This is a genomic window from Pseudomonas sp. B7, assembly GCF_016735645.1.
GTDB lineage: Bacteria > Pseudomonadota > Gammaproteobacteria > Pseudomonadales > Pseudomonadaceae > Aquipseudomonas > Aquipseudomonas glycinae.
Genome location: NZ_JAERRE010000003.1, coordinates 465619 through 487650, shown reverse-complemented (window position 1 = coordinate 487650; position 22032 = coordinate 465619). Strand labels below are relative to the sequence as shown.

Genomic DNA, 22032 nt, shown 5'->3' with positions numbered 1-22032 from the left:
TTGCCCTTGCTCCGCTAGCATTAGCCGCTTCTGCTTCCTTTGCCGCGACGGTTTTCGATGAGTTATCAGGTTCTTGCACGTAAATGGCGTCCGCGCTCGTTCCGCGAAATGGTCGGCCAGACCCATGTGCTCAAGGCTCTGATCAATGCCTTGGACAGCCAGCGCCTGCACCACGCCTACCTCTTCACGGGTACGCGGGGCGTCGGCAAGACCACGATTGCGCGGATCATCGCCAAATGCCTGAACTGTGAAACAGGTATCACTTCAAGCCCGTGCGGCGAGTGTTCGGTGTGCCGCGAGATCGATGAAGGCCGTTTCGTCGACCTGATCGAGATCGACGCCGCGAGCCGGACCAAGGTCGAGGACACCCGCGAGCTGCTCGACAACGTGCAGTACGCCCCGAGCCGTGGGCGCTTCAAGGTCTACCTGATCGACGAAGTGCACATGCTCTCCAGCCATTCCTTCAATGCGCTGCTCAAAACCCTCGAAGAGCCGCCGCCCTACGTCAAGTTCATCCTGGCGACCACCGACCCGCAGAAACTTCCGGCAACGATTTTGTCGCGTTGCCTGCAGTTCTCCCTGAAGAACATGACGCCTGAGCGGGTCGTCGAGCATCTGACCCACGTTCTGGGCGCCGAAAATGTCCCGTTCGAAGACGACGCCCTGTGGCTGCTCGGCCGCGCGGCCGACGGTTCGATGCGTGACGCCATGAGCCTGACCGACCAGGCCATCGCCTTCGGTGAAGGCAAGGTGTTGGCCGCCGACGTGCGGGCGATGCTCGGTACGCTGGATCACGGCCAGGTCTACGACGTGCTGCACGCGCTGATCGAAGGCGACGCCAAGGCGTTGCTCGAAGCGGTGCGTCATCTCGCTGAACAGGGGCCGGACTGGAACGGCGTGCTCTCGGAAATTCTCAACGTGCTGCACCGCGTCGCCATCGCCCAGGCCTTGCCGGAAGGTGTCGACAACGGCCACGGCGACCGTGACCGGGTGCTGGCACTGGCCCAGGCCTTGCCGGCCGAAGACGTGCAGTTCTATTACCAGATGGGCCTGATCGGTCGCCGCGACTTGCCGCTGGCGCCGGACCCGCGAGGCGGTTTCGAGATGGTGCTGCTGCGGATGCTGGCCTTCCGGCCAGCAGACACGGCGGACGCCCCGAGGCAACCGCTAAAGCCAGTGGGGATCAGCCAGGCCACAGTTGATTCCGCAAACTCAGTGGCTGCCGCGCCGAAACCTGCGCCGGTAGTTGCTGTGGCTGTTGCGCCGGCGCCAGCGCCGGTGGTTGCACCTGCGCCGGCTCCCGAGCCTGCACCGGTTGCCCCGGTGATTGCGCCTGAACCCGTTCCTGAGCCCGAGGCCGAGCCCGAGCCGGTCGCCGTCGAAGAAGTCGTCGATCTGCCGTGGAATGACCCGGTAGAGCCGGCGCCTGTGCAGCAGCCAGCGGTAGAACCGGTGCTGGAAACCACCGCCGAACAGCCTGACCTGCCGCCCATGCCGCTGCCGACTCCGGACAGCGTCGTACCGGACGCGCCGGAGTGGGCCGCCGCGCCGATCCCCGAGCCATCAGTGGCCGACGTCGATGCCGCCACACCGGGCATGGACATGGACGACGAGCCGCCGCTCGACGAGGATTACATCGAGCCGGACATGGATTCGGCCTACAGTTACCTCGACGATCTGGCCAGCGAACACGCCGCAGAACCGGCTCCCGAGCCCGAGCCGGAACCCGCCGCCGCGCCGGCCACCGGTCTGGCCCTGCAATGGCTGGAGCTGTTCCCGCAACTGCCGATCTCCGGGATGACCGGCAGCATCGCCGCCAACTGCACGCTGATCGCAGTCGATGGCGACAACTGGCTGATGCACCTGGACCCGGCCCACAGCGCCTTGTTCAACGCCACCCAGCAGCGTCGTCTGAACGATGCGCTGAACCAGTTCCACGGGCGCACGCTGACCCTGACCATCGAGCTGATCAAGCCCGAGCAGGAAACTCCTGCCCAGGCGGCGTCCCGGCGCCGTGCCAACCGTCAGCGCGAGGCGGAGGAATCGATCCACGGCGATCCGTTCATCCAGCAGATGGTCCAACAGTTCGGTGCGGTCGTGCGACACGATACTATTGAACCTGTCGACGCCCTGGTCAGTCAGGGCTAATAACTGAGGGCGTCCGGCCTGTCTGGCCGGGCGCTGTTTTGATCCAAGTACTTTTGAGGTGATTCCCATGATGAAAGGTGGCATGGCCGGCCTGATGAAGCAGGCGCAGCAGATGCAGGAAAAAATGGCCAAGATGCAGGAAGAACTGGCCAACGCCGAAGTCACTGGCAAAGCCGGTGGCGATCTGGTCACCGTGGTGATGACCGGTCGTCATGACGTGAAAAAAGTCAGCATCGACCCGAGCGTACTGCCGGGCCTGGACGAAGATGACCGCGAAGTGGTCGAGGATCTGGTGGCCGCTGCCGTCAACGCCGCCGTGCGTCAGATCGAAGCCAACAGCCAGGCGAAAATGGGCAGCATGACCGCCGGCATGAACCTGCCGGCCGGTATGAAACTGCCGTTCTGATTCGCCTTTGCGGGTTGGATGAGCTACAAAAAATGCCAGGCATCGCGCCTGGCATTTTTGTTTCCGGCTGACGAAACATCGAACGCGCAATAGCTGCAACGGTCTGCTCCCTATACCACCGAATTCACCCTTCAAAGGAGATGCTGACATGTCTGACCCACTGACCCTCAATCAACGCTTCGTGCTGGCCTCGCGGCCGGTGGGTGCGCCGACGCCCGAGAACTTCCGTCTGGAGCGCGAGGCGCTGCCGGACCTTGAAGACGGCCAGGTGTTGCTCAAGACCCTGTACCTGTCGCTCGATCCCTACATGCGCGGGCGCATGAGTGACGCGCCGTCCTACGCGGCGCCGGTACAAATCGGCGAGGTGATGACCGGCGGGGCTGTCAGCCGGGTCGAACAGTCGCGTCATCCGAAATTCCATCCCGGCGATCTGGTGGTCGGTGCCACTGGTTGGCAAAGCCACAGCATCAGCGATGGCCGCAACATCATCCCGATTCCGTCGGGCCTGGCGAGCCCGTCGATGGCGCTCGGCGTTCTGGGCATGCCCGGCATGACCGCTTACATGGGTTTGATGGACATCGGCCAGCCAAAAGAAGGGGAGACCCTTGTGGTCGCCGCCGCCTCCGGCGCAGTGGGCTCGGTGGTCGGCCAGGTGGCGAAGATAAAAGGCCTGCGCGCCGTCGGCGTGGCCGGTGGTGCCGAGAAATGCAAATACGTGGTCGAGGAACTGGGCTTCGACGCCTGTATCGATCACAAGGCACCGGACTTCGCCGAGCAACTGGCCAAAGCCTGTCCCGATGGCATCGACATCTATTACGAAAACGTCGGTGGTCACGTCTTTGATGCCGTCGTGCCGCTGCTCAATTCCAAGGCGCGGATCCCGCTGTGCGGCCTGATCGCCGGCTACAACGCCTCGGAAGCGCCGAAAGGCCCTGATCGTTTGCCCGCCTTGCAACGGACCTTGCTGACCAAGCGCGTACGGATTCAGGGCTTTATCGTGTTTGACGACTACGGCGACCGTCAGCCGGAATTCATCAGCGCCATGGTGCCGTGGGTGCGCGACGGCAAGGTGAAATTCCGCGAGGACGTGGTCGAGGGCCTGGAGCAGGCGCCGCAAGCGTTTATCGGGCTGCTGGAGGGGCGCAACTTCGGCAAACTGGTGGTGAAGGTCGCCCAGGACTGAGGATTTGACGCTGGCCGGAGGCGCGGGTATAAACCGCGTCTCGTTGTTTTGTCGGACTTTTTCCCCATGAGCTTCAGCCCTTTGATTCGCCAACTGATCGACGCCCTGCGAACTTTGCCGGGCGTGGGTCAGAAAACTGCCCAGCGTATGGCGTTGCAGTTGCTCGAACGTGACCGCAGCGGCGGTACGCGCCTGGCCCAGGCCTTGAGCCAAGCCATGGAAGGGGTCGGACACTGCCGCCAGTGCCGCACGTTGACCGAAGACGATCTGTGCCCGCAATGCGCCGACACCCGTCGCGACGACACGCTACTGTGCGTGGTGGAAGGGCCGATGGACGTCTACGCGGTCGAGCAGACCGGCTTCCGTGGTCGCTACTTCGTGCTCAAGGGGCACCTATCGCCGCTGGACGGCCTGGGCCCGGAAGCCATCGGCATTCCGCAATTGATGGCGCGGATCGAAGAGGCGGGCACCTTCACCGAAGTCATCCTCGCCACCAACCCGACCGTGGAGGGTGAAGCAACCGCCCACTACATCGCCCAGTTGCTGCAGAACAAAGGCCTGATCGCCTCGCGCATCGCCCACGGCGTGCCGTTGGGCGGCGAACTGGAGCTGGTGGACGGCGGCACGCTGGCTCACTCGTTTGCCGGGCGCAAGCCGATTTCCCTCTGAGCCACACAATTCTGTTGAAAACCAAGCAAGCGCTCGGTTAAGTTCGGCGAACCCTTCCATGGAGTTCGCCGATGCCCGCCTTCCAGGAATACTTCGATCCCAGCCACCAAATGGTCCGCGACAGCGTCAGTCGTTTCGTCGAACGCGAGATCCTGCCGGATATCGATGCGTGGGAAGAAGCCGAAAACTTTCCCCGTGAGCTGTACCTCAAGGCCGGCGCGGCCGGCATCCTCGGCATCGGTTACCCCGAAGCGCTGGGCGGCAGTCACGAAGGTGATCTGTTCGCCAAGATCGCCGCCAGCGAAGAACTGATGCGTTGCGGCTCCGGCGGGCTGGTGGCAGGGCTCGGTTCGCTGGATATCGGTTTGCCGCCGATCGTCAAATGGGCCCGGCCCGAAGTCCGCGATTGCGTCGTCCCCCAAGTGCTCCGCGGCGAGAAGATCAGCGCCTTGGCCGTCACCGAGCCGGGCGGCGGTTCCGACGTCGCCAACCTGCAGACCCGCGCCGTACGCGATGGCGATTATTACCGGGTCAGTGGCAGCAAAACCTTCATCACCAGTGGGGTACGCGCCGACTACTACACGGTCGCGGTACGTACCGGTGCGCCTGGTTTTGGCGGCATCAGCCTGCTGCTGATCGAGAAGAGTACGCCAGGTTTCACTGTCGGCCGGCAACTGAAGAAAATGGGCTGGTGGGCGTCAGACACCGCTGAATTGTTCTTCGACGATTGCCGGGTGCCTGTAGGAAATCTGATTGGCGCGGAGAACATGGGCTTTGCCTGCATCATGGGCAACTTTCAGAGCGAGCGTCTGGCGCTGGCGCTGATGGCCAACATGACCGCACAACTGGCGCTGGAAGAGAGCGTGAAGTGGGCGAAGGAGCGTGAAGCGTTCGGCAAACCCATCGGCAAGTTCCAGGTGATCAAGCATCGCCTCGCGGAAATGGCCACGACGCTGGAAGTCTCGCGGGAGTTCACCTACCGGCAGGCGGCGAAGATGGCGGCGGGGCAGAGCGTGATCAAGGAGATTTCCATGGCCAAGAACTTTGCCACGGACACTTCGGATCGCATCACCAATGAAGCGGTGCAGATTCTCGGTGGGCTGGGTTACGTGCGCGAAAGCCTGGTGGAGCGGCTTTATCGGGATAACCGCATTTTGTCGATTGGCGGCGGGACGCGGGAAGTGATGAACGAGATCATCAGCAAGCAGATGGGACTGTAATCTTCGGTGTTTGATCGTTCCCACGCGGAGCGTGGGAACGATCGAGGCGCGGGGCTGATTATTTATCAGTCAACGCAAACTGCGTCAGGCAGAACGTCGGAATCCCCATGTCCTCAAGACGCTGCGAACCACCCAGCTCCGGCAGATCAATGATCGCCGCCGCTTCATGAACGCGGGCGCCCATGCGGCGGATCAGGTTGGCCGCCGCGATCAGCGTGCCGCCGGTGGCGATCAGGTCATCGAACATCACCACCGAATCGCCTTCGCACAGGCTGTCGGCGTGCACTTCGAGGAACGCTTCGCCGTACTCGGTCGCGTAACCTTCGGCCAGCACGTCCGCCGGCAGTTTGCCTTGCTTGCGGAACAGCACCAGCGGCTTGTTCAGTTGATAAGCCAGCACCGAACCGATCAGGAAACCACGCGCATCCATCGCGCCGATGTGGGTGAAGTCGGCTTCAACATAGCGGTGGGCGAAGCTGTCCATCACCAGGCGCAGGGCCTTGGGCGACTGGAACAGCGGGGTGATGTCGCGAAAGATCACGCCCGGTTTCGGGAAGTCGATCACGGGGCGGATCAGGGATTTGATGTCGAAGGAGTCGAAGACCATCGTCGAGGTGTCCTGGCAGGGCTGCAAACGGCGCAGTATACCCGCGGCTGAAACGATACGCTCGGCCGCGGGTCGAGATCAGACTTCGAGCGAGCCGCCGGCCAGGGCACAGAGCTGGATCGGGTCGAGAATATGGATTTCCTTGCCCTCGGCGGCGATCAGTTCGTTCTGTTGGAAGCGGGTGAAGACCCGGGACACGGTTTCCACCGCCAGCCCCAGGTAGTTGCCGATTTCATTGCGCGACATGCTCAGGCGGAACTGGTTGGCCGAGAAGCCGCGAGCGCGGAAACGCGCCGACAGGTTGACCAGGAAGGTGGCGATGCGCTCGTCGGCGGTTTTCTTCGACAGCAGCAACATCATTTGCTGGTCGTCGCGAATTTCGCGGCTCATCACACGCATCAACTGACGGCGCAGCTGCGGCAATTGCAGGGCCAGTTCGTCGAGGCGTTCGAACGGAATCTCGCAGACCGAAGTGGTTTCCAGCGCCTGGGCGGAGACCGGGTGTTTCTCGGTGTCCATGCCGGACAGCCCGACCAGTTCGCTCGGCAGGTGGAAGCCGGTCAGTTGCTCTTCGCCGGTGTCGCTCAGGCTGAAGGTCTTGAGGGCGCCGGAGCGTACTGCATAAACGGAATCGAAGGTATCGCCCTGACGGAACAGGAACTCACCCTTTTTCAACGGGCGGCCACGTTTAACGATTTCGTCCAGCGCATCCATGTCTTCCAGATTCAGCGAAAGTGGCAGGCAGAGAGGGGCCAGGCTGCAATCCTTGCAATTAGCCTGGTTGTGAGCGCGCAGTTTAACTGGCTCGGACATTTCTTGGATCCTTGTGGGAAAACACACATAAGGCGTAAGGGTAACCCAGCGGAGGACATTCAGGCCAGCTTGGGGCGAGATTGCCCCCTCGGCATAAAGCCGCAGGGATGACGGCCGATAAACAGGTATCTGACGGCATGCAAGGAACCGCTTCGATGACTGCTATTGGTACGCTGACCCCCGGTAACAGTGGCGTTGCGTCGTTGCTGGAAAGTGCTGAAACCTCCGTTGCCGATGAGTCCGGCACAGACGCGTCGTCTTTGGGAAGCCCGACCTTGGTCGAGGGCGTCAAAGTGTCGCTGTCCGGTGCCGCCATTGCAAAATCCGCCGGTGCCGGCGGGAAAAACCGCGATATCGAAGAAAGTGGCCTGCCGGAGAACGTCCAGCAATTGCTGAAGATGATTCGCAAGTTTCGCCAGCAGATCGCCGAAAAGAACGCCCAGATCAACGCGCTGATGGCCAACAAGACCCTTTCCAACGAAGAGCGGTTCGCCAAGATCGCTGCCCTCAAAGGCGCCATCTCCTCCCTCAACAACGGCCTGATTACTGCCAATCTGTCCCTGGCCAAGGTCATCGACCAGTCGAGCCTGACCGCTGACCAGAACCTGAAAACCAACTCGCTGCTGATGAAGAGCTAGATCACCCGCGAAAAACGCTGGCGGTTCTGCTGCTCCAGATACGCGTCGAACACCATGCACACCGAACGTACCAGCAGGCGCCCGGCCGGTAGCACGGTGATGCGCTCGCGATCCAGTTCGATCAACCCGTCCTGCGCCATGCCCTGCAATTGCGGCCAGAGCGCGCCGAAGTAGCCCTGAAAATCGATGTTGAAACTGCGCTCGATCTCGGCGAAATCCAGGCTGAAGTTGCAGATCAGTTGCTGAATTACCGCGCGGCGCAGGCGATCGTCGGCGTTGCACACCAGGCCCCGGCTGGTGGCCAGTTGCGCGCCGGCGAGGGTGTTCTGGTAGTGATTGAGGTCGCTGCTGTTCTGGCAGTACAGGTCGCCGATCTGGCTGATGGCCGACACGCCCAGGCCGATCAAGTCGCAATGGCCGTGGGTGGTGTAGCCCTGGAAATTGCGTTGCAGGGTCGACTCTTCCTGAGCAATCGCCAGTTCATCGTCGGGCAGGGCGAAGTGGTCCATGCCGATGTAGCGGTAGCCGGCGGCGGTCAGTTGTTCGATGGTGCGTTGCAGCATTTCCAGTTTCTGCGCCGGGCTCGGCAGTTCGTTGCCGTTGATCCGCCGCTGCGGCATGAAGCGTTCCGGCAGGTGCGCGTAGTTGAACACCGAGAGCCGGTCCGGTTGCAGGCTGATGACTTCCTCGACGGTGCGGGCGAACTTGTCCGGGGTCTGTTTGGGCAGGCCGTAAATCAGGTCGATGTTGATCGAGCGAAATTGCAGGGTCCGCGCCGCGTCGATCACCGCGCGGGTTTCTTCCAGGCTTTGCAGGCGATTGACCGCCCGCTGCACCGCCGGGTCGAGATCCTGCAGGCCGATGCTGACCCGGTTGAAGCCCAGTTCCCGCAGCAGGCCCATGGTCGACCAGTCGGCTTCGCGCGGGTCGATTTCGATGCCGTAGTCGCCAGAATCATCGTCCAGCAGATTGAAGTGCTTGCGCAGGTGCGCCATCAACTGCCGCAATTCATCGTGGCTGAGAAAGGTCGGCGTGCCGCCGCCGAAGTGCAGTTGCTCGACTTTCTGCGCCGGGTCGAGGTGGCAGGCGATCAATTGGATTTCCTGCTCGAGCCGTTGCAGATAAGGCAACGCGCGGCCGCGATCCTTGGTGATGACCTTGTTGCAGGCGCAGTAGTAGCAAATGTTCGCGCAGAACGGCACGTGCACGTACAGCGACAGCGGGCGCAGGGCCTTGCGGCTGTCGCGCAGGGCGTGAAACAGGTCGAAGGTGCCGACCTGACTGTGAAATTGCACGGCCGTCGGGTACGAGGTGTAGCGCGGCCCCGCCAGGTCGTAGCGGCGGATCAAATCGGTGTCCCAACGAATGGCGTCGAGCATGCGGGCATTCCCCCGGATAGGCTGGCAGTGTGCCGAGTCTAGGGGAGGGCGCGAAAAGGCATCTTGATTTGCATCAACGGGATCAGTGGCCCATCAGCCAGTGCTGGTGCGGCCCCGGCAGGGTCCAGATGCCGAACAGGATCACCAGCAAGCCGCCGGCCATGCGCACGCTGCGTTTGCGCAACAGTGTCGTTACACGCTCGGCCGCGAGGCCGGTCGCCAGTAATACCGGCCAGGTGCCGAGGCCGAAGGCCAGCATCAGTAAGGCGCTGTCGAGTGCATTGCCCTGGCTGGCCGACCACAACAACGTGCTGTAAACCAGCCCGCACGGCAGCCAGCCCCACAGCGCGCCAAGCAGCAGGGCGCGGGGCAGGCTCGACACCGGCAGCAGACGATTGGCGACAGGTTGAATGTAACGCCACAGTCCGCGACCGAGGCTTTCGATGCGGGTCAGGCCGCTCCACCAGCCCGCCAGATACAGGCCCATGGCGATCAGCAGCAACCCGGCCAGAACCCGCATGAACAATGCGGCAGGGCTGTTGGCTACGGCCCATCCAGCAAGACCGATCAGCAGACCGGCCGTGGCATAGCTGAGAATTCGCCCGAGGTTATAAGCCAGCAGCAATCGAAAGCGTCGGCTGCGTTGTTCCTTGGGAATCGCCAGAGTCAGCGCGCCCATCAGACCGCCGCACATGCCCAGGCAATGCCCGCCGCCGAGCAGGCCGAGAATCAACGCAGACACCAGCAGTGGCGCCAGTTCAAGCATGGGGTGGCGCCTTGTCGTCCGGTTTGGCCGGGTTGGCTTCGTCCACAGCGGCGGTGTGGTTCGGGTCCTGGTCGTCGAACAGGATGCTGTGGGCCGGGCCGTCGAGGTCGTCGTACTGGCCGCTGTCCACCGCCCAGAAGAAGATGTAGACGGCGATGGCCACGATCAGCAGCGCGGCCGGAATCATCACGTAGAGAGCTGGCATCTGTACTCCATGCCCGCGCGGTTCAGGCCGGCAGCGGGCGGGTTTCTGACGTGGCGCTGACGGCCGGCGCGCTCGGCAGGCGAGTCAGGCGCAGGGCGTTGAGCACCACGGTCAGCGAACTGATCGACATGCCGACGGCGGCCCACACCGGAGTGATCCAGCCGAGGGCGGCGAACGGCAACATGAGGCCATTGTACAGCGCGGCCCACAACAGGTTCTCGATGATCACCCGGCGAGTGCGGCGGGCCAGCGTGAAGGCTTGTACCAAGGCGTCGAGACGGTTGGACAGCAACACCGCGTCGGCACTGGTTTTTGCCAGATCGGTGGCCGAACCCATGGCCACGCTGATGTCCGCAGCGGCCAGTACCGGCACGTCGTTGACCCCGTCGCCGAGCATCAACACCTTGCGGCCGTTCCTGTGCAGTTGTTGCAGCACTTGCAACTTGTCGTCCGGACGCAAGCCGCCACGGGCCTCGTCGATGCCCAGTTCGGCGGCGACACTGGCGACCATTGGCGAACTGTCGCCCGACAGCAGCAGCGTGCGCCAGCCGCGCGCCTTGCACGCCGCGAGCAGGGCCGGGGCGTCGTCGCGCAGACGGTCGTCGAGGGCGAACCAGGCCAGCGGCCCCTGACGGTTACCGAGCAGCAGCCATTGACCCGGCTCGTTCGGCATCGATGGCACCGGCGCGCCGCTGAGATCACAGACAAAATCCGCCTGGCCGATGCGCAAGCGTTGTTCGCCAACCAACCCTTCAAGCCCCAGGCCCGGCGTGCTGTGGACATCTTCGGCAGCCAGCGGCGCGCGGCCGAAGGCGCGGGCAATCGGGTGTTCGGAACGGTTTTCCAGGGCGGCGGCGAGGCTCAGGCAATGATCGTTGTCGAGGGCGCCGAGCGGGCGGATCGAGCGCAATACCAGACGCCCCTCGGTGAGGGTGCCGGTCTTGTCGAAAATCACCGTGTCGATCTGGTTCAGGCCTTCCAGCACATGGCCGCGGGTCAGCAGCAGGCCGAGTTTGTGCAGGGTGCCGGTGGCGGCGGTGAGGGCGGTCGGTGTCGCCAGCGACAGCGCGCACGGGCAGGTCGCCACCAGCATGGCGAGGACGATCCAGAAGGCCCGTGACGAATCCAGTTCCCACCACAGTAAGCCGATGGCGGCCGCCGCGATCAACGACAGCAACAGGAACCATTGCGCGGCGCGGTCGGCGATTTCCGCCAGCCGTGGTTTTTCCGCCTGGGCGCGATCCAGCAGGCGGACGATCGCCGAGAGTCGCGTGTCCTGACCCAGCGCCTGCACCTCGACGGTCAGCGCACCTTCCACGTTCAGCGTGCCAGCGGTGACGGCATCGCCCTTGGCACGCGGTTGCGGCAGGTATTCGCCGGTCAGCACCGATTCGTCGATGCTCGACTGGCCATCAAGGATCTTGCCGTCCGCCGGCAGCACCGAACCGGGCTGCACCAGTACCCGGTCACCGAGGCGCAGTTCGCTGAGCAGGATCCGCTCGCTCTGGCCGGCGTCGTCGAGGCGCAGGCACGAGGCGGGCAGCAGATTGACCAGTTGCGCGGTGGCGGCAGCGGTGCGCTCGCGGGCGCGGCGTTCGAGGTAGCGGCCGGCGAGCAGGAACAGCGCGAACATGCCCACCGCATCGAAATACAGCTCGCCAACCCCGGTAATAGAGGTCCAGATTCCGGCGACATACGCTGCGCCGATCGCCAGCGACACCGAGACATCCATGGTCAGATGACGGGTGCGCAAGTCGCGCATGGCCCCTTTGAAAAACGGCGCGCAGCTGTAGAACACGATCGGCGTGGTGAGGAACAGCGCGACCCAGCGCAGGATGGTGTGCAACTCCGGGCTGAGGTCGATGTTGAATTCCGGCCAGGTCGCCATGGTCGCCATCATCGCCTGAAACCACAGCAGCCCGGCGACCCCGAGTTGGCGCAGGGCGAGACGGTTTTCGCTGGCCAGTTGTTCGCTCGCGCGGTCGGCCTGATACGGGTGCGCGGCGTAGCCGATGTGGCGCAGTTCGCCGAGGATCTGGCTCAGTGGCAGCTGAGCGTCAGCCCAGCGCACATGCAGGCGATGATTGGACAGGTTCAGCCGCGCCTCGGCCACGGCGGGCAGGGTGCGCAGGTGTTTCTCGATCAGCCAGCCGCAGGCGGCGCAACTGATGCCTTCCATCAGCAACGTGGTTTCGGCCAGTTCACCTTCGTGGCGCACAAACGGTTGCTGCACATCGGCGCGGTCGTACAGCTCAAGCTCATCGACCAGTTGCACCGGCAGCGCTTCGGGGTTGGCCGAGGCTTCGCTGCGATGCTGGTAATAGCTTTCCAGACCACCGGCGACGATGGCTTCGGCCACGGCCTGACAGCCGGGGCAGCAGAACTCGCGGGACTCCCCGAGCACGACGGCGGTGAAGCGGCTGCCGGACGGGACGGGCAGGGCGCAGTGGTAGCAGGGGATCGGGGTGGTCATGGCATTGTCGAGGGGATAAACCCTTGGAATCGAGTGGTCCGCTTGCCCTCACCCCAGCCCTCTCCCAGAGGGAGAGGGGGCCGATTGATGTGAGCCGGAAAAGTGGGTTCAGTCAGCGACATCGTCACTGGCATACATGGCGCGTGCAAGCGTCCGAGATCAGTTCCCTCTCCAGGGGGAGAGGGCCAGGGTGAGGGGGCACTTGCAGGCTGCTTACTTCTTCAAATCCTCGGCGCCCTGCAGCGGTTCATCACCCAGCAACAAATCCTTCTCATGGCTGACCAGTTCTTCCTCGAACATCCGCCACACGTGATCATCCTGAGTGCCCAGCAACTCCACAAAACGCCGGCCTTCGATCTTGTCGCTCAACTGGCCGATGTAGCGGCCGGTTTCAGTCTCGCTGCGGGCCAGGACGATCTTGCGATCCTTCTCCGGCTGGGTCGGCGAGATCAGGTTCAGTTCCAGGGTCTTAGGCTGGCTGTCGCCGCTCAGACGCAGGTCGACCTCGCCAGTGACGTCATCCAGATGCACGGCCGCGCGCATCTTCAGGGTCTGCGCCAGCAGCTCGCGATCCAGCGAACGGTTGATGCCTTTGCCGGCCTCGTAGTAGTTGTCGTTGACCAGGTTGTCCGGGTTGTTCACCGCGATGGTCACCATGGACAGCGTCAGGGTCACCGAACAGGCCAGAATCCCGATGATGATCCATGGCCAAAGGTGCTTGTACCAGGGACTTGCGGCGTTTGCTGCGGGCATGTTCAGTTCTCTCAACGATTTTGTGGGCCGATGAACCGGCTCTTGGCTTCTACGTGGACGCTGTCGTCATCGGCATCCTTGAGGATGAATTTCACCTCGTTGGTGCTCGACGGCAGTTGTTCGGGAGCGCTCGACAGCTCGACCGGCATGCTGAAGATTTCTCCGGCCGGGACCTTGATCTCGCGCTTGCCTTGCAGGCGCAGATCCGGCAAACCGGCGGCTTCCAGCACATAGGTGTGGTCGCGCTGATCCTTGTTCATGATCTTCAGGCTGTAGACGTTTTCGATCCGGCCTTCGGCGTTTTCACGGTACAGCACGCGGTCCTTGCTGACGTCGAAACCCACCAGCGAACGCATGAAAAAGGCCGTCACCAACAGGCTGATCATCGCCAGCAGCACCACGGCGTAGCCGATCAGGCGTGGTCGCAGTTTATGGGTTTTCTGCCCGGACAAGTTATGTTCGGTGGTGTAGCTGATCAGCCCGCGCGGGTAATCCATCTTGTCCATGATGCTGTCGCAGGCGTCGATGCAGGCGGCGCAGCCGATGCACTCGATCTGCAGGCCGTCGCGGATGTCGATGCCGGTCGGGCAGACCTGAACGCACATGGTGCAGTCGATGCAATCGCCCAGCCCTTGAGCCTTGTAGTCGACGCCTTTCTTGCGCGGGCCACGGCTTTCGCCGCGACGCGGGTCGTAGGAAACGATCAGCGTGTCCTTGTCGAACATCACGCTCTGGAAGCGCGCATACGGACACATGTAGATGCACACCTGCTCACGCAGCCAGCCGGCATTGCCGTAGGTGGCGAGGGTGAAGAAGCCGACCCAGAAATACGACCAGCCATCGGCCTGGCCGGTGAAGAATTCGAAGACCAGTTCGCGGATCGGCGAGAAGTAGCCGACGAAGGTCATGCCGGTGACGAAACCGATCAGCAGCCACAGCGCGTGCTTGGCGAATTTACGCAGGAACTTGTTGGCGCTCATCGGCGCCTTGTCGAGCTTGATGCGCTGGTTGCGGTCGCCTTCGGTGACCTTCTCGCACCACATGAAAATCCATGTCCACACGCTTTGCGGACAGGTATAGCCGCACCAGACCCGGCCGGCATACACGGTGATGAAGAACAGGCCGAACGCCGCAATGATCAGCAGCCCGGAAAGCAGAATGAAATCCTGCGGCCAGAACGTGGCGCCGAAGATGAAGAATTTGCGCTCCGGCAGGTTCCACCACACGGCCTGATGGCCGCCCCAGTTCAGCCAGACCGTTCCGAAATACAAGAGGAACAGCGCGGCGCCGCCTATCATCCGCAGATTACGGAACAGGCCGGTGAAAGCACGGGTGTAGATTTTTTCTCGAGAGGCGTAAAGGTCGACGCTGTTGTTCGCGTTTTTGCTGGGTGGCGTGACGTCGTGTACCGGAATCTGGTTGCTCATCATTGCATCCCACGGCAGTGGAAAAATGCCTCGGTCGATACGTGCCGGCCGGGGTCAAAAAGGGGTGTTGCAGTGGCCCAATGATACGCCTGTCATGTCGACGAACGGGTGCGACCTTTGGTCGCGTTGGGCAAAATCAATTGATGGTGTAATGACTTGAATCAATTGACTTGTGAGGGATCACCCTTTTTTGCCCGGCCGATAAATCAGTCTAGGCGATTCGTCGCCGTTGCGCTGCCGGGTGATCCGCATGGCCGAAAACCGGCCCTTCGTCGTCCGGTTTCCGTAATTAAACCTAGAGCGGTCTTGTTGAAGTGCGGAGCTCTGCTTTCTGTTGTTCTTGTATTTGAAACAAGTTTATTTAATTGCTCATGTTGTCGGCTTTGAAAGATTCCGTTTGATCGAATATGTTTGCGTCTGGCGAAATTTAGTTGCCAGTCATTATTCAAGTTAAATGGAGTTTCACTGTTATGGCTTTAAATGGAGTTGTAAAGTTTCTGCTGAGCATCTGTTTATTATCTTCTGTCACTTTGGCTCATGCCGTCGAGGGCACGCCACGGCATATGGTGTTCGCTTCCGATACGCAGTATCCCTGGACTGACAAGACCGATAGTGGAGCGCCGGAATCCGATGCGGACTTTGAGAAACGTGCCAAGTGGCTGGTGGACAGCCAGTTGGGCAGTATCGCCGAGTTTCGAAATGCCCACGGTGGGCAGACGGCAATCCCGTTGATGATCAATGGCGACATTACTGCTTTTGGTCATGGTTGGCAGCGCTCGTATATGAAATCGGCCCTTGAGAAATACTTCAAGGGTGATTACCTGTATGGCTTGGGTAATCATGACTACGAAAATAATGTTGATGACTGTTTCAGTAATAGTTGTGCGGCGGGCAGTATTGTCGAGTTCAACGAGCATCATAAGAGCAAGGTGGATAACTTTGATCTCAAGGTCACTGGCGCTTTTCTGAATATCCTTTATTCGGGCAGTCTCGCTTACTCGAAAAATGTCGGAGAAGTTCATCTGGTGCAGCTCAACAATGAACCCACCTACGCCACAAAGATTGCTCATGCGTTGAATCCGACAACCTTCAATATCACCAGTGCCCTGGACTGGCTGGAGAACGATTTGAGGGTGGCGAGGGCCCAGGGTTACGCCATCATCCTCAACATGCACAAGTGGGATGACTGGCAGGGAGACTGGCAACAGGAGCAGCGCTTTCTGGACATGATCGAGAAGTATGAAGTCACGGCCATTTTTGCGGGTCATTACCATGCGCGAGGTGGAGCCAAGCGCTGGATGGGTAAGGTGCCGATGTTTCTCAGCGGCGCAACGTCCCAGCAAACGTACCTGACGGCCAGTTTTTCGGATGATCGCAGGCAGCTGCACGTCAATCTGGTCGAGAACAATGAATGGCAAAAGCCGCGATTCGTGCACACGGTTCCGGTGAAGTCCATCTGGGCCAATCGTCCATAAAAAATGTCTCGGACATCGCTTTCACAGGCTTTGTCCGGAAGATCTGACTCTTTCAAGGATGAAAATGTATGAATAAAGGCACTTTCAAAGCACTCGGCATTACTCAGAAAGAAATGGATGCATTGGACCGTCATTCTGAATAGCGCCAGCGCGGTAGCTCCCTTGGCCGTCGTGTACCTGCAAACGGCTCTGCGAGCGCTTGAGCCGGTCGAAGCTGCGCAGGGGACGAAGGATCTGGCCAGTCAGAAAGGCAACCAGCCGGGCGATGCCGGCAGGCAGCGCAGACCTTCGGGCCTGGACAGTCTCGGTGGAGGCAATATTCTTTGAATCAGTAGAGAGGGAAACAAAATGGCCCCGCCAATACTCATTGGCGGGGCCGTTTTTTGCTTCAAGCGTTGGTCTTACTGAGCCTCGGCTTCCGCTGGTTTTTCACCGTGGGACAGGCTGTAAACGTAAGCCGCCAGCAGGTGAACCTTGTCGTTGCCTTGCAGTTGTTCCTGGGCAGGCATCTGGCCCTGACGGCCGTAACGGATGGTCTGCTGCAGCTGGGCGAAGCTCGAACCGTAGATGAACGCGGCCGGGTGGGTCAGGTTCGGGGCGCCCATTGCCGGGGTGCCTTTGCCTTCCGGACCGTGGCAGGCCACGCAGTTGGCGGCGAACAGTTTCTGGCCGTTGGCCGGGTCTGCCTTGGTGCCTTCCGGCAGCTTGCGGCCATCCAGATTGGTCAGCACGAACGCGGCCACGTCGGCCACGCCTTGCTCGCCGATCACTTCTGCCCAGGCCGGCATCACCGCGTGACGACCGCCCATGATGGTGGTCTTGATGGTTTCCGGCTCGCCGCCCCAGCGCCAGTCGGCGTCGGTCAGGTTAGGGAAACCATAAGCGCCCTTGGCATCGGAACCGTGGCAGACCGAGCAGTTGGAGGCGAACAGGCGGCCACCCATCTTCAGGGCTTGCGGATCCTTGGCGACTTCTTCGATCGGCATGGCGGCGAACTTGGCGAAGATCGGACCGAACTTGGCGTCCGAACGCGCCATTTCCTTTTCCCATTCGTGAACGCCGGTCCAGCCGGTCTGGCCGTTGGCGAACGCGGTCTGCTTCTCGGTATCGAGGTAGTTGTAGCCCGGCAGCAGGCCTTTCCAGTTGCCCAGGCCCGGGTACAGCACCAGATAACCCAGCGCAAACACGATGGTACCCACGAACAGCATGAACCACCATTTCGGCAGCGGGTTGTCGTACTCCTCGATTCCGTCGAAGGAGTGGCCCACTGTCTCGTCCGTCTGTTCGCTGCGCTGGCCCTTGCGGGTCGACAGCAACAGCCAGGTCAGGGAAAAGATCGTACCGAGACTGAGGACTGTGACGTACAGACTCCAGAATGTAGTCATTCTTTGTTACTCCTAGAAGCTTGCTCGACGTGCTTGATGGCTTCGGGATCATCCGCGAAGGGCAGCAAGGTCGCGTCTTCAAACTCCGACTTGCGCTTGGGGCTGAACACCCACAACGCCAGGCCGATGAAGGCAACCATCACGACAACGGTGCCCAGGCCTCGAATCATCCCGATATCCATCAGAATCACCGTTTGCTTTTGATGATGGTGCCCAGGCCTTGCAGATAGGCCACCAGCGCGTCCATTTCGGTTTTGCCCTTCACGGCATCTCTTGCACCGGCGATGTCTTCGTCGGTGTAAGGGACGCCGAGCGTGCGCAACACTTCCATTTTCTTGGCCGTGTCTTTGCCATCGAGCTTGTTTTCTACGAGGAACGGGTAGGCCGGCATTTTCGACTCGGGGACGACGTTGCGCGGGTTGTACAAGTGCGCACGCTGCCAGTCATCGGAGTAACGGCCGCCGACGCGGGCCAGGTCCGGGCCGGTACGTTTGGAACCCCACAGGAACGGGTGATCCCAAACGCTTTCACCGGCGACCGAGTAGTGGCCATAGCGTTCGGTTTCGGCACGGAACGGACGGATCATCTGCGAGTGGCAGCCGACACAGCCGTTGGCGATGTAAACGTCGCGGCCTTCCAGTTCAAGGGCGGTGCGCGGCTTCATGCCTTCGACCGGCTTGTTGGTGACGTCCTGGAAAAACAGCGGAACGATTTGGGTCAGGCCACCGACGCTGACGGCGATGACCATGAAGAAGGCCAGCAGGCCAATGTTCTTCTCGACAGCTTCATGCTTCATCAGTGAGCTCCAACTACGGCGATCTTGGCGGCGGCTTCAGCTTCAGCCGGGTCCGAGGCGCGAACGGTGCGCCACACGTTGTAGGCCATCAGGAACATGCCGCTGGCGAAGAACGCACCGCCCAGGGCGCGAACGATGTAGCCAGGGTGGCTGGCCTGCAGGGCTTCGACGAACGAGTAGGTGAGGGTGCCGTCATCGTTGATTGCACGCCACATCAGGCCCTGGGTGATGCCGTTGACCCACATCGAAGCGATGTACAGCACGGTACCGATGGTCGCGAGCCAGAAGTGCGCGTTGATCAGGCCGGTGCTGTGCATCTGCGCACGGCCGAACAGTTTCGGGATCATGTGGTAGATCGCGCCGATCGAGATCATCGCCACCCAGCCGAGCGCGCCGGCGTGTACGTGGCCGATGGTCCAGTCGGTGTAGTGCGAGAGCGAGTTGACGGTCTTGATCGCCATCATCGGACCTTCGAAGGTCGACATGCCGTAGAACGCCAGCGATACCACGAGGAAGCGCAGGATCGGGTCGGTGCGCAGCTTATGCCAGGCGCCCGACAGGGTCATCATGCCGTTGATCATGCCGCCCCAGCTTGGCGCCAGCAGGATGATCGACATCGCCATGCCCAGCGATTGGGCCCAGTCCGGCAGCGCGGTGTAGTGCAGGTGGTGCGGGCCGGCCCAGATGTACAGGGTGATCAGCGCCCAGAAATGCACGATCGACAGACGATAGGAGTAGATCGGACGTTCGGCCTGTTTCGGCACGAAGTAGTACATCATCCCCAGGAAGCCGGTGGTCAGGAAGAAGCCCACGGCGTTGTGGCCGTACCACCACTGGATCATCGCATCGGTGGCGCCCGAGTAGGCCGAGTAGGACTTGAACAGGCTGACCGGCAGCGACATGTGGTTGACGATGTGCAGCATCGCGGTCACCACGATGAACGCACCGTAGAACCAGTTACCGACATAGATGTGCTTGGTCTTGCGCTTGGTGATGGTGCCGAAGAACACCAGACCGTAGGTGACCCAGACAATGGCCAGCAGAATGGCGAGGGGCCATTCCAGTTCCGCGTATTCCTTGGTGGTGGTGTAACCCAGCGGCAAGGTAATGATCGCGCCGACGATTACCGCTTGCCATCCCCAGAAGGTGAAGGCCGCGAGGCTGTCGGAAATCAGTCGCGTCTGGCAGGTTCGCTGCACGACATAGTAAGAAGTGGCAAACAGTGCACAACCACCGAAGGCGAAAATCACCAGGTTTGTGTGCAACGGGCGCAGGCGTCCAAAGCTCGTCCACGGCAGACCGAAATTCAACTCCGGCCAGACCAGTTGCGAGGCGATGAAGACACCGAGCCCCATGCCAAGGATCCCCCAGACCACCGTCATGATGGCGAACTGGCGGACTACCTTATAGTTATAAGCAGTCGGACTGATTGCTGTGCTCATTCTAAGGTTCCACGGTTTGGGTGTTTTATTAGGATTAAAATCGGCCGCAAGTATGTAGAAAGCAGGGGGTCAATGCAACGCGCCATGACCTGGGTCAATGCTTTCCAACGCTGATTCTGCGGCCTTTCCATGCGCCGCGTAAGGACAAAATTGCCCTCGGGCAAAATGTCGCAGCGAACAAAAAAAGTGAGGGGTCCCGGTCGGATGTAACGGGGTGTGTTCGAACGCTCGGTTAGGGTGACGGACGGTAATCGGCACGACAGCCGGTATCTACCGGCCTTTGCGGCCATGTCAGTCAGCCGATTCGTTCAACGCCTCGCTCAGGGTCGACCTGGAACCGGCACGGGCCAGTCCGCATCGAGCAAGCGTAGACCCGAATCCGGGTAATCGAAAGGAGAGGGGGTAACAGGGTGCGACAATGCGTCGCAAAGAGGCTGGAAACTGCCGCACTGGAAACGTGCGGCAGTGTTGTACTCAATGATTATTGTTTGTTGTCTTCAGTAATCAGTTTTTCTGTATTCAATCCGTGACTCAAGCTGTACACGTAAGCGGCCAGCAATTGCACTTTATCGTTGCCCAGCAGCTCGTTCTGAGCTGGCATGTGGCCTTGACGACCATGGCGAATGGTCTGCTCGAGCTGGGTCAGGCTGGTGCCGTAGATGAAACCGGCCGGGTGCGTCAGGTTCGGTGCGCCCATGGCTTCGGTGCCTTGGCCGTTTGCCCCGTGACAGGCGACGCACATGGTGCTGAACGTTTGCTGCCCCGCTTGCAGATCGGCCTTGTTGTCTGCCGGCAGTGGCAGCCCGGCGAGTTCGTGGCGCACGTATGCCGCGACGTTTTTCACACCTGCCTCACCGAGCGACTCGCCCCACGCCGGCATCGCCGCCATCCGGCCACCCATGATGGTGGTCTTGATGGTTTCCGCACTGCCGCCCCAACGCCAGTCCTTGTCGGCGAGATTAGGGAAGCCGAACGCGCCCTTGGCGTCCGAGCCGTGGCACACCGAGCAATTGGAGGCGAACAGACGGCCACCCATTTTCAGCGCCTGCGGATCCTTCGCCACTTCTTCCACCGGCATGGCGGCGAATTTGGCGAAGATCGGCCCGAATTTGGCGTCAGCCTTGCTCATTTCCTTTTCCCATTCGTGGACGCCGGTCCAGCCGTCCTCGTAGCCGGGCAGGATGCCTTTCCAGTTGCCCAGGCCCGGATAAAGGATCAGATAACCCACGGAAAACACCAGCGTGCCGGCGAACAGCATGAACCACCACTGCGGCAGCGGGTTGTCGTACTCCTCGATGCCGTCGAAGCTGTGGCCCATGGTCTGGTCGACGCTGCCCTTGGTTTCGCCCCGACGGGTGCCGACCAGCAGCCAGGTCAGGCCGATCAGGCTGCCGATGGTCAGTACGCAGATCCACGTACTCCAGAAGGTGGTCATGGCCGGGTACTCCTTGTTTCATTAACTTGGGTAGTGTCGGGTTGCGGCTCGTCGGCAAACGGCAGCAGGCGCGCTTCGGCGAATTCCGGCGTGCGCTTGCGGTTGAACACCCACAGGGTCAGGCCGACGAAGGCCACGAACACCACGACCGTGCCGAGGCCGCGAATCAGCCCCGCGCTCATTTCAAAGGCCATCTCGATCACCTCTTGCTTTTGATCGCAGTGCCGAGCACTTGCAGGTAGGAGACGAGGGCGTCCATTTCGGTCTTGCCCTTGAGGCTGGCCACCGCGCCGCTGATGTCGTCATCGGTGTACGGCACGCCGAGGGTGCGCATGGTCTTGAGCTTGGTTTCGGTGTGGCTGCTGTCGACCGCTTGCGTAACCAGCCATGGGTAGGCCGGCATTTTCGATTCCGGTACAACGTTGCGCGGGTTGTACAAGTGCGCGCGGTGCCAGTCATCCGAGTAGCGCGCGCCAACCCGGGCCAGGTCCGGACCGGTACGCTTGGAACCCCACAGGAACGGGTGATCCCACACGCTTTCACCGGCTACCGAGTAGTGGCCGTAGCGTTCGGTTTCGGCGCGGAACGGACGGATCATCTGCGAGTGGCAGCCGACGCAGCCTTCGCGGATGTAGATGTCGCGGCCTTCCAGTTGCAGCGCGGTGTAGGGTTTCATGCCTTCCACCGGTTTGTTGGTCACGTCCTGGAAGAACAGCGGGACGATCTGGGTCAGGCCGCCGATGCTCACGGCGAACACCATCAGCAGCATCAGCAGGCCGACGTTCTTTTCAATCGTTTCGTGTTTCATGGCG

General features: G+C 61.3%; 22 protein-coding genes. 7 read left to right on the top strand and 15 right to left on the bottom strand.

Going from position 1 to position 22032, the window contains the following annotated elements; translation table 11 throughout:
• Positions 1–57 precede the first annotated feature (57 nt).
• From dnaX to JKA62_RS10695, 5 genes are all read left to right on the top strand, one after another.
• Entirely contained in the window at positions 58–2148 is a 2091-nt protein-coding gene (dnaX, locus tag JKA62_RS10715) for a DNA polymerase III subunit gamma/tau (protein ID WP_011333276.1), read from the top strand.
• A 67-nt stretch (positions 2149–2215) separates the two neighbouring features.
• Positions 2216–2554, top strand: coding sequence for a YbaB/EbfC family nucleoid-associated protein (locus JKA62_RS10710; RefSeq protein WP_007951650.1), 339 nt, complete (start codon positions 2216–2218; stop codon positions 2552–2554).
• A gap of 148 nt (positions 2555–2702) precedes the next feature.
• The gene (locus tag JKA62_RS10705) at positions 2703–3737 is read left to right on the top strand and encodes an NADP-dependent oxidoreductase (protein ID WP_201817747.1); all 1035 of its coding nucleotides are present in this window, start codon (positions 2703–2705) and stop codon (positions 3735–3737) included.
• Positions 3738–3803: 66 nt separating this feature from the next.
• On the top strand, positions 3804–4406 hold the full coding sequence (gene recR, locus JKA62_RS10700) for a recombination mediator RecR (RefSeq protein ID WP_007951652.1): 603 nt from the start codon (positions 3804–3806) through the stop codon (positions 4404–4406).
• Between the two features lie 71 nt (positions 4407–4477).
• On the top strand, positions 4478–5626 hold the full coding sequence (locus JKA62_RS10695; RefSeq protein WP_011333278.1) for an acyl-CoA dehydrogenase family protein: 1149 nt from the start codon (positions 4478–4480) through the stop codon (positions 5624–5626).
• Between the two features lie 58 nt (positions 5627–5684).
• Here JKA62_RS10695 and JKA62_RS10690 read toward each other — a convergent pair whose 3' ends face one another.
• Both JKA62_RS10690 and fnr read right to left on the bottom strand, forming a co-directional pair.
• A complete protein-coding gene (locus tag JKA62_RS10690) occupies positions 5685–6233 on the bottom strand; it encodes an adenine phosphoribosyltransferase (RefSeq protein WP_003223345.1) in 549 nt (182 codons plus the stop codon).
• Between the two features lie 78 nt (positions 6234–6311).
• Entirely contained in the window at positions 6312–7046 is a 735-nt protein-coding gene (fnr, locus tag JKA62_RS10685; protein ID WP_007951654.1) for a fumarate/nitrate reduction transcriptional regulator Fnr, read from the bottom strand.
• A gap of 155 nt (positions 7047–7201) precedes the next feature.
• Here fnr and JKA62_RS10680 point away from each other — a divergent pair, with 155 nt between their 5' ends.
• Positions 7202–7684: a hypothetical protein gene (locus JKA62_RS10680; protein ID WP_011333279.1), complete on the top strand. Its 483-nt coding sequence runs from the start codon at positions 7202–7204 to the stop codon at positions 7682–7684.
• Here the strand turns inward: JKA62_RS10680 and hemN are convergent.
• From hemN to ccoG, 6 genes are all read right to left on the bottom strand, one after another.
• Positions 7681–9063 (bottom strand): oxygen-independent coproporphyrinogen III oxidase, encoded by a 1383-nt coding sequence (gene hemN / locus JKA62_RS10675; protein ID WP_201817746.1) that lies wholly within the window; start codon positions 9061–9063, stop codon positions 7681–7683. The two genes, JKA62_RS10680 and hemN, sit on opposite strands and share 4 nt — an antisense overlap.
• 82 nt (positions 9064–9145) lie before the next feature.
• Positions 9146–9829, bottom strand: coding sequence for a sulfite exporter TauE/SafE family protein (locus JKA62_RS10670; protein WP_011333281.1), 684 nt, complete (start codon positions 9827–9829; stop codon positions 9146–9148).
• A complete protein-coding gene (gene ccoS, locus JKA62_RS10665; protein ID WP_007951659.1) occupies positions 9822–10034 on the bottom strand; it encodes a cbb3-type cytochrome oxidase assembly protein CcoS in 213 nt (70 codons plus the stop codon). The genes JKA62_RS10670 and ccoS overlap by 8 nt, the downstream gene beginning before the upstream one ends.
• Before the next feature lie 22 nt (positions 10035–10056).
• Positions 10057–12507: a heavy metal translocating P-type ATPase gene (locus JKA62_RS10660; protein WP_011333282.1), complete on the bottom strand. Its 2451-nt coding sequence runs from the start codon at positions 12505–12507 to the stop codon at positions 10057–10059.
• A 213-nt stretch (positions 12508–12720) separates the two neighbouring features.
• Entirely contained in the window at positions 12721–13260 is a 540-nt protein-coding gene (locus JKA62_RS10655; protein WP_011333283.1) for a FixH family protein, read from the bottom strand.
• Positions 13261–13271: 11 nt separating this feature from the next.
• On the bottom strand, positions 13272–14687 hold the full coding sequence (gene ccoG, locus JKA62_RS10650) for a cytochrome c oxidase accessory protein CcoG (RefSeq protein WP_041475186.1): 1416 nt from the start codon (positions 14685–14687) through the stop codon (positions 13272–13274).
• A 470-nt stretch (positions 14688–15157) separates the two neighbouring features.
• Between ccoG and JKA62_RS10645 the strand changes: the two genes are divergently transcribed.
• Positions 15158–16162 (top strand): metallophosphoesterase family protein, encoded by a 1005-nt coding sequence (locus JKA62_RS10645; RefSeq protein WP_011333285.1) that lies wholly within the window; start codon positions 15158–15160, stop codon positions 16160–16162.
• A 401-nt stretch (positions 16163–16563) separates the two neighbouring features.
• Here the strand turns inward: JKA62_RS10645 and ccoP (JKA62_RS10640) are convergent, their stop codons facing one another.
• From ccoP (JKA62_RS10640) to ccoO (JKA62_RS10610), 7 genes are all read right to left on the bottom strand, one after another.
• Positions 16564–17547: a cytochrome-c oxidase, cbb3-type subunit III gene (gene ccoP, locus JKA62_RS10640; protein ID WP_011333286.1), complete on the bottom strand. Its 984-nt coding sequence runs from the start codon at positions 17545–17547 to the stop codon at positions 16564–16566.
• Positions 17544–17729 carry a CcoQ/FixQ family Cbb3-type cytochrome c oxidase assembly chaperone gene (locus JKA62_RS10635; protein ID WP_003175465.1) on the bottom strand — a complete coding sequence of 62 codons (186 nt, stop codon included), beginning with the start codon at positions 17727–17729 and terminating at the stop codon, positions 17544–17546. Before JKA62_RS10635 ends, ccoP (JKA62_RS10640) begins: the two co-directional genes overlap by 4 nt.
• A 5-nt stretch (positions 17730–17734) precedes the next feature.
• On the bottom strand, positions 17735–18343 hold the full coding sequence (ccoO, locus tag JKA62_RS10630; RefSeq protein ID WP_011333287.1) for a cytochrome-c oxidase, cbb3-type subunit II: 609 nt from the start codon (positions 18341–18343) through the stop codon (positions 17735–17737).
• The gene (gene ccoN, locus JKA62_RS10625; protein WP_011333288.1) at positions 18343–19785 is read right to left on the bottom strand and encodes a cytochrome-c oxidase, cbb3-type subunit I; all 1443 of its coding nucleotides are present in this window, start codon (positions 19783–19785) and stop codon (positions 18343–18345) included. The genes ccoO (JKA62_RS10630) and ccoN overlap by 1 nt, the downstream gene beginning before the upstream one ends.
• Before the next feature lie 481 nt (positions 19786–20266).
• Complete coding sequence (gene ccoP / locus JKA62_RS10620; RefSeq protein WP_011333289.1) at positions 20267–21220, bottom strand: cytochrome-c oxidase, cbb3-type subunit III; 954 nt, start codon at positions 21218–21220, stop codon at positions 20267–20269.
• Complete coding sequence (locus tag JKA62_RS10615) at positions 21217–21414, bottom strand: cbb3-type cytochrome oxidase subunit 3 (RefSeq protein ID WP_011333290.1); 198 nt, start codon at positions 21412–21414, stop codon at positions 21217–21219. The genes ccoP (JKA62_RS10620) and JKA62_RS10615 overlap by 4 nt, the downstream gene beginning before the upstream one ends.
• 5 nt (positions 21415–21419) lie before the next feature.
• A complete protein-coding gene (ccoO, locus tag JKA62_RS10610) occupies positions 21420–22028 on the bottom strand; it encodes a cytochrome-c oxidase, cbb3-type subunit II (RefSeq protein WP_003223389.1) in 609 nt (202 codons plus the stop codon).
• Positions 22029–22032: the final 4 nt, after the last annotated feature.

Coding starts and splice junctions, on each gene's coding strand:
- JKA62_RS10615 (WP_011333290.1), bottom strand. CDS start 21,414: ATGGCCTTTGAAATGAGCGCGGGGCTGATTCGCGGCCTCGGCACGGTC.
- JKA62_RS10705 (WP_201817747.1), top strand. CDS start 2,703: ATGTCTGACCCACTGACCCTCAATCAACGCTTCGTGCTGGCCTCGCGG.
- fnr (WP_007951654.1), bottom strand. CDS start 7,046: ATGTCCGAGCCAGTTAAACTGCGCGCTCACAACCAGGCTAATTGCAAG.
- ccoG (WP_041475186.1), bottom strand. CDS start 14,687: ATGAGCAACCAGATTCCGGTACACGACGTCACGCCACCCAGCAAAAAC.
- ccoP (WP_011333286.1), bottom strand. CDS start 17,547: ATGACTACATTCTGGAGTCTGTACGTCACAGTCCTCAGTCTCGGTACG.
- dnaX (WP_011333276.1), top strand. CDS start 58: ATGAGTTATCAGGTTCTTGCACGTAAATGGCGTCCGCGCTCGTTCCGC.
- hemN (WP_201817746.1), bottom strand. CDS start 9,063: ATGCTCGACGCCATTCGTTGGGACACCGATTTGATCCGCCGCTACGAC.
- JKA62_RS10660 (WP_011333282.1), bottom strand. CDS start 12,507: ATGACCACCCCGATCCCCTGCTACCACTGCGCCCTGCCCGTCCCGTCC.
- ccoO (WP_003223389.1), bottom strand. CDS start 22,028: ATGAAACACGAAACGATTGAAAAGAACGTCGGCCTGCTGATGCTGCTG.
- JKA62_RS10680 (WP_011333279.1), top strand. CDS start 7,202: ATGACTGCTATTGGTACGCTGACCCCCGGTAACAGTGGCGTTGCGTCG.
- ccoS (WP_007951659.1), bottom strand. CDS start 10,034: ATGCCAGCTCTCTACGTGATGATTCCGGCCGCGCTGCTGATCGTGGCC.
- ccoO (WP_011333287.1), bottom strand. CDS start 18,343: ATGAAGCATGAAGCTGTCGAGAAGAACATTGGCCTGCTGGCCTTCTTC.
- recR (WP_007951652.1), top strand. CDS start 3,804: ATGAGCTTCAGCCCTTTGATTCGCCAACTGATCGACGCCCTGCGAACT.
- JKA62_RS10690 (WP_003223345.1), bottom strand. CDS start 6,233: ATGGTCTTCGACTCCTTCGACATCAAATCCCTGATCCGCCCCGTGATC.
- ccoN (WP_011333288.1), bottom strand. CDS start 19,785: ATGAGCACAGCAATCAGTCCGACTGCTTATAACTATAAGGTAGTCCGC.
- JKA62_RS10695 (WP_011333278.1), top strand. CDS start 4,478: ATGCCCGCCTTCCAGGAATACTTCGATCCCAGCCACCAAATGGTCCGC.
- ccoP (WP_011333289.1), bottom strand. CDS start 21,220: ATGACCACCTTCTGGAGTACGTGGATCTGCGTACTGACCATCGGCAGC.
- JKA62_RS10655 (WP_011333283.1), bottom strand. CDS start 13,260: ATGCCCGCAGCAAACGCCGCAAGTCCCTGGTACAAGCACCTTTGGCCA.
- JKA62_RS10635 (WP_003175465.1), bottom strand. CDS start 17,729: ATGGATATCGGGATGATTCGAGGCCTGGGCACCGTTGTCGTGATGGTT.
- JKA62_RS10670 (WP_011333281.1), bottom strand. CDS start 9,829: ATGCTTGAACTGGCGCCACTGCTGGTGTCTGCGTTGATTCTCGGCCTG.
- JKA62_RS10645 (WP_011333285.1), top strand. CDS start 15,158: ATGGCTTTAAATGGAGTTGTAAAGTTTCTGCTGAGCATCTGTTTATTA.
- JKA62_RS10710 (WP_007951650.1), top strand. CDS start 2,216: ATGATGAAAGGTGGCATGGCCGGCCTGATGAAGCAGGCGCAGCAGATG.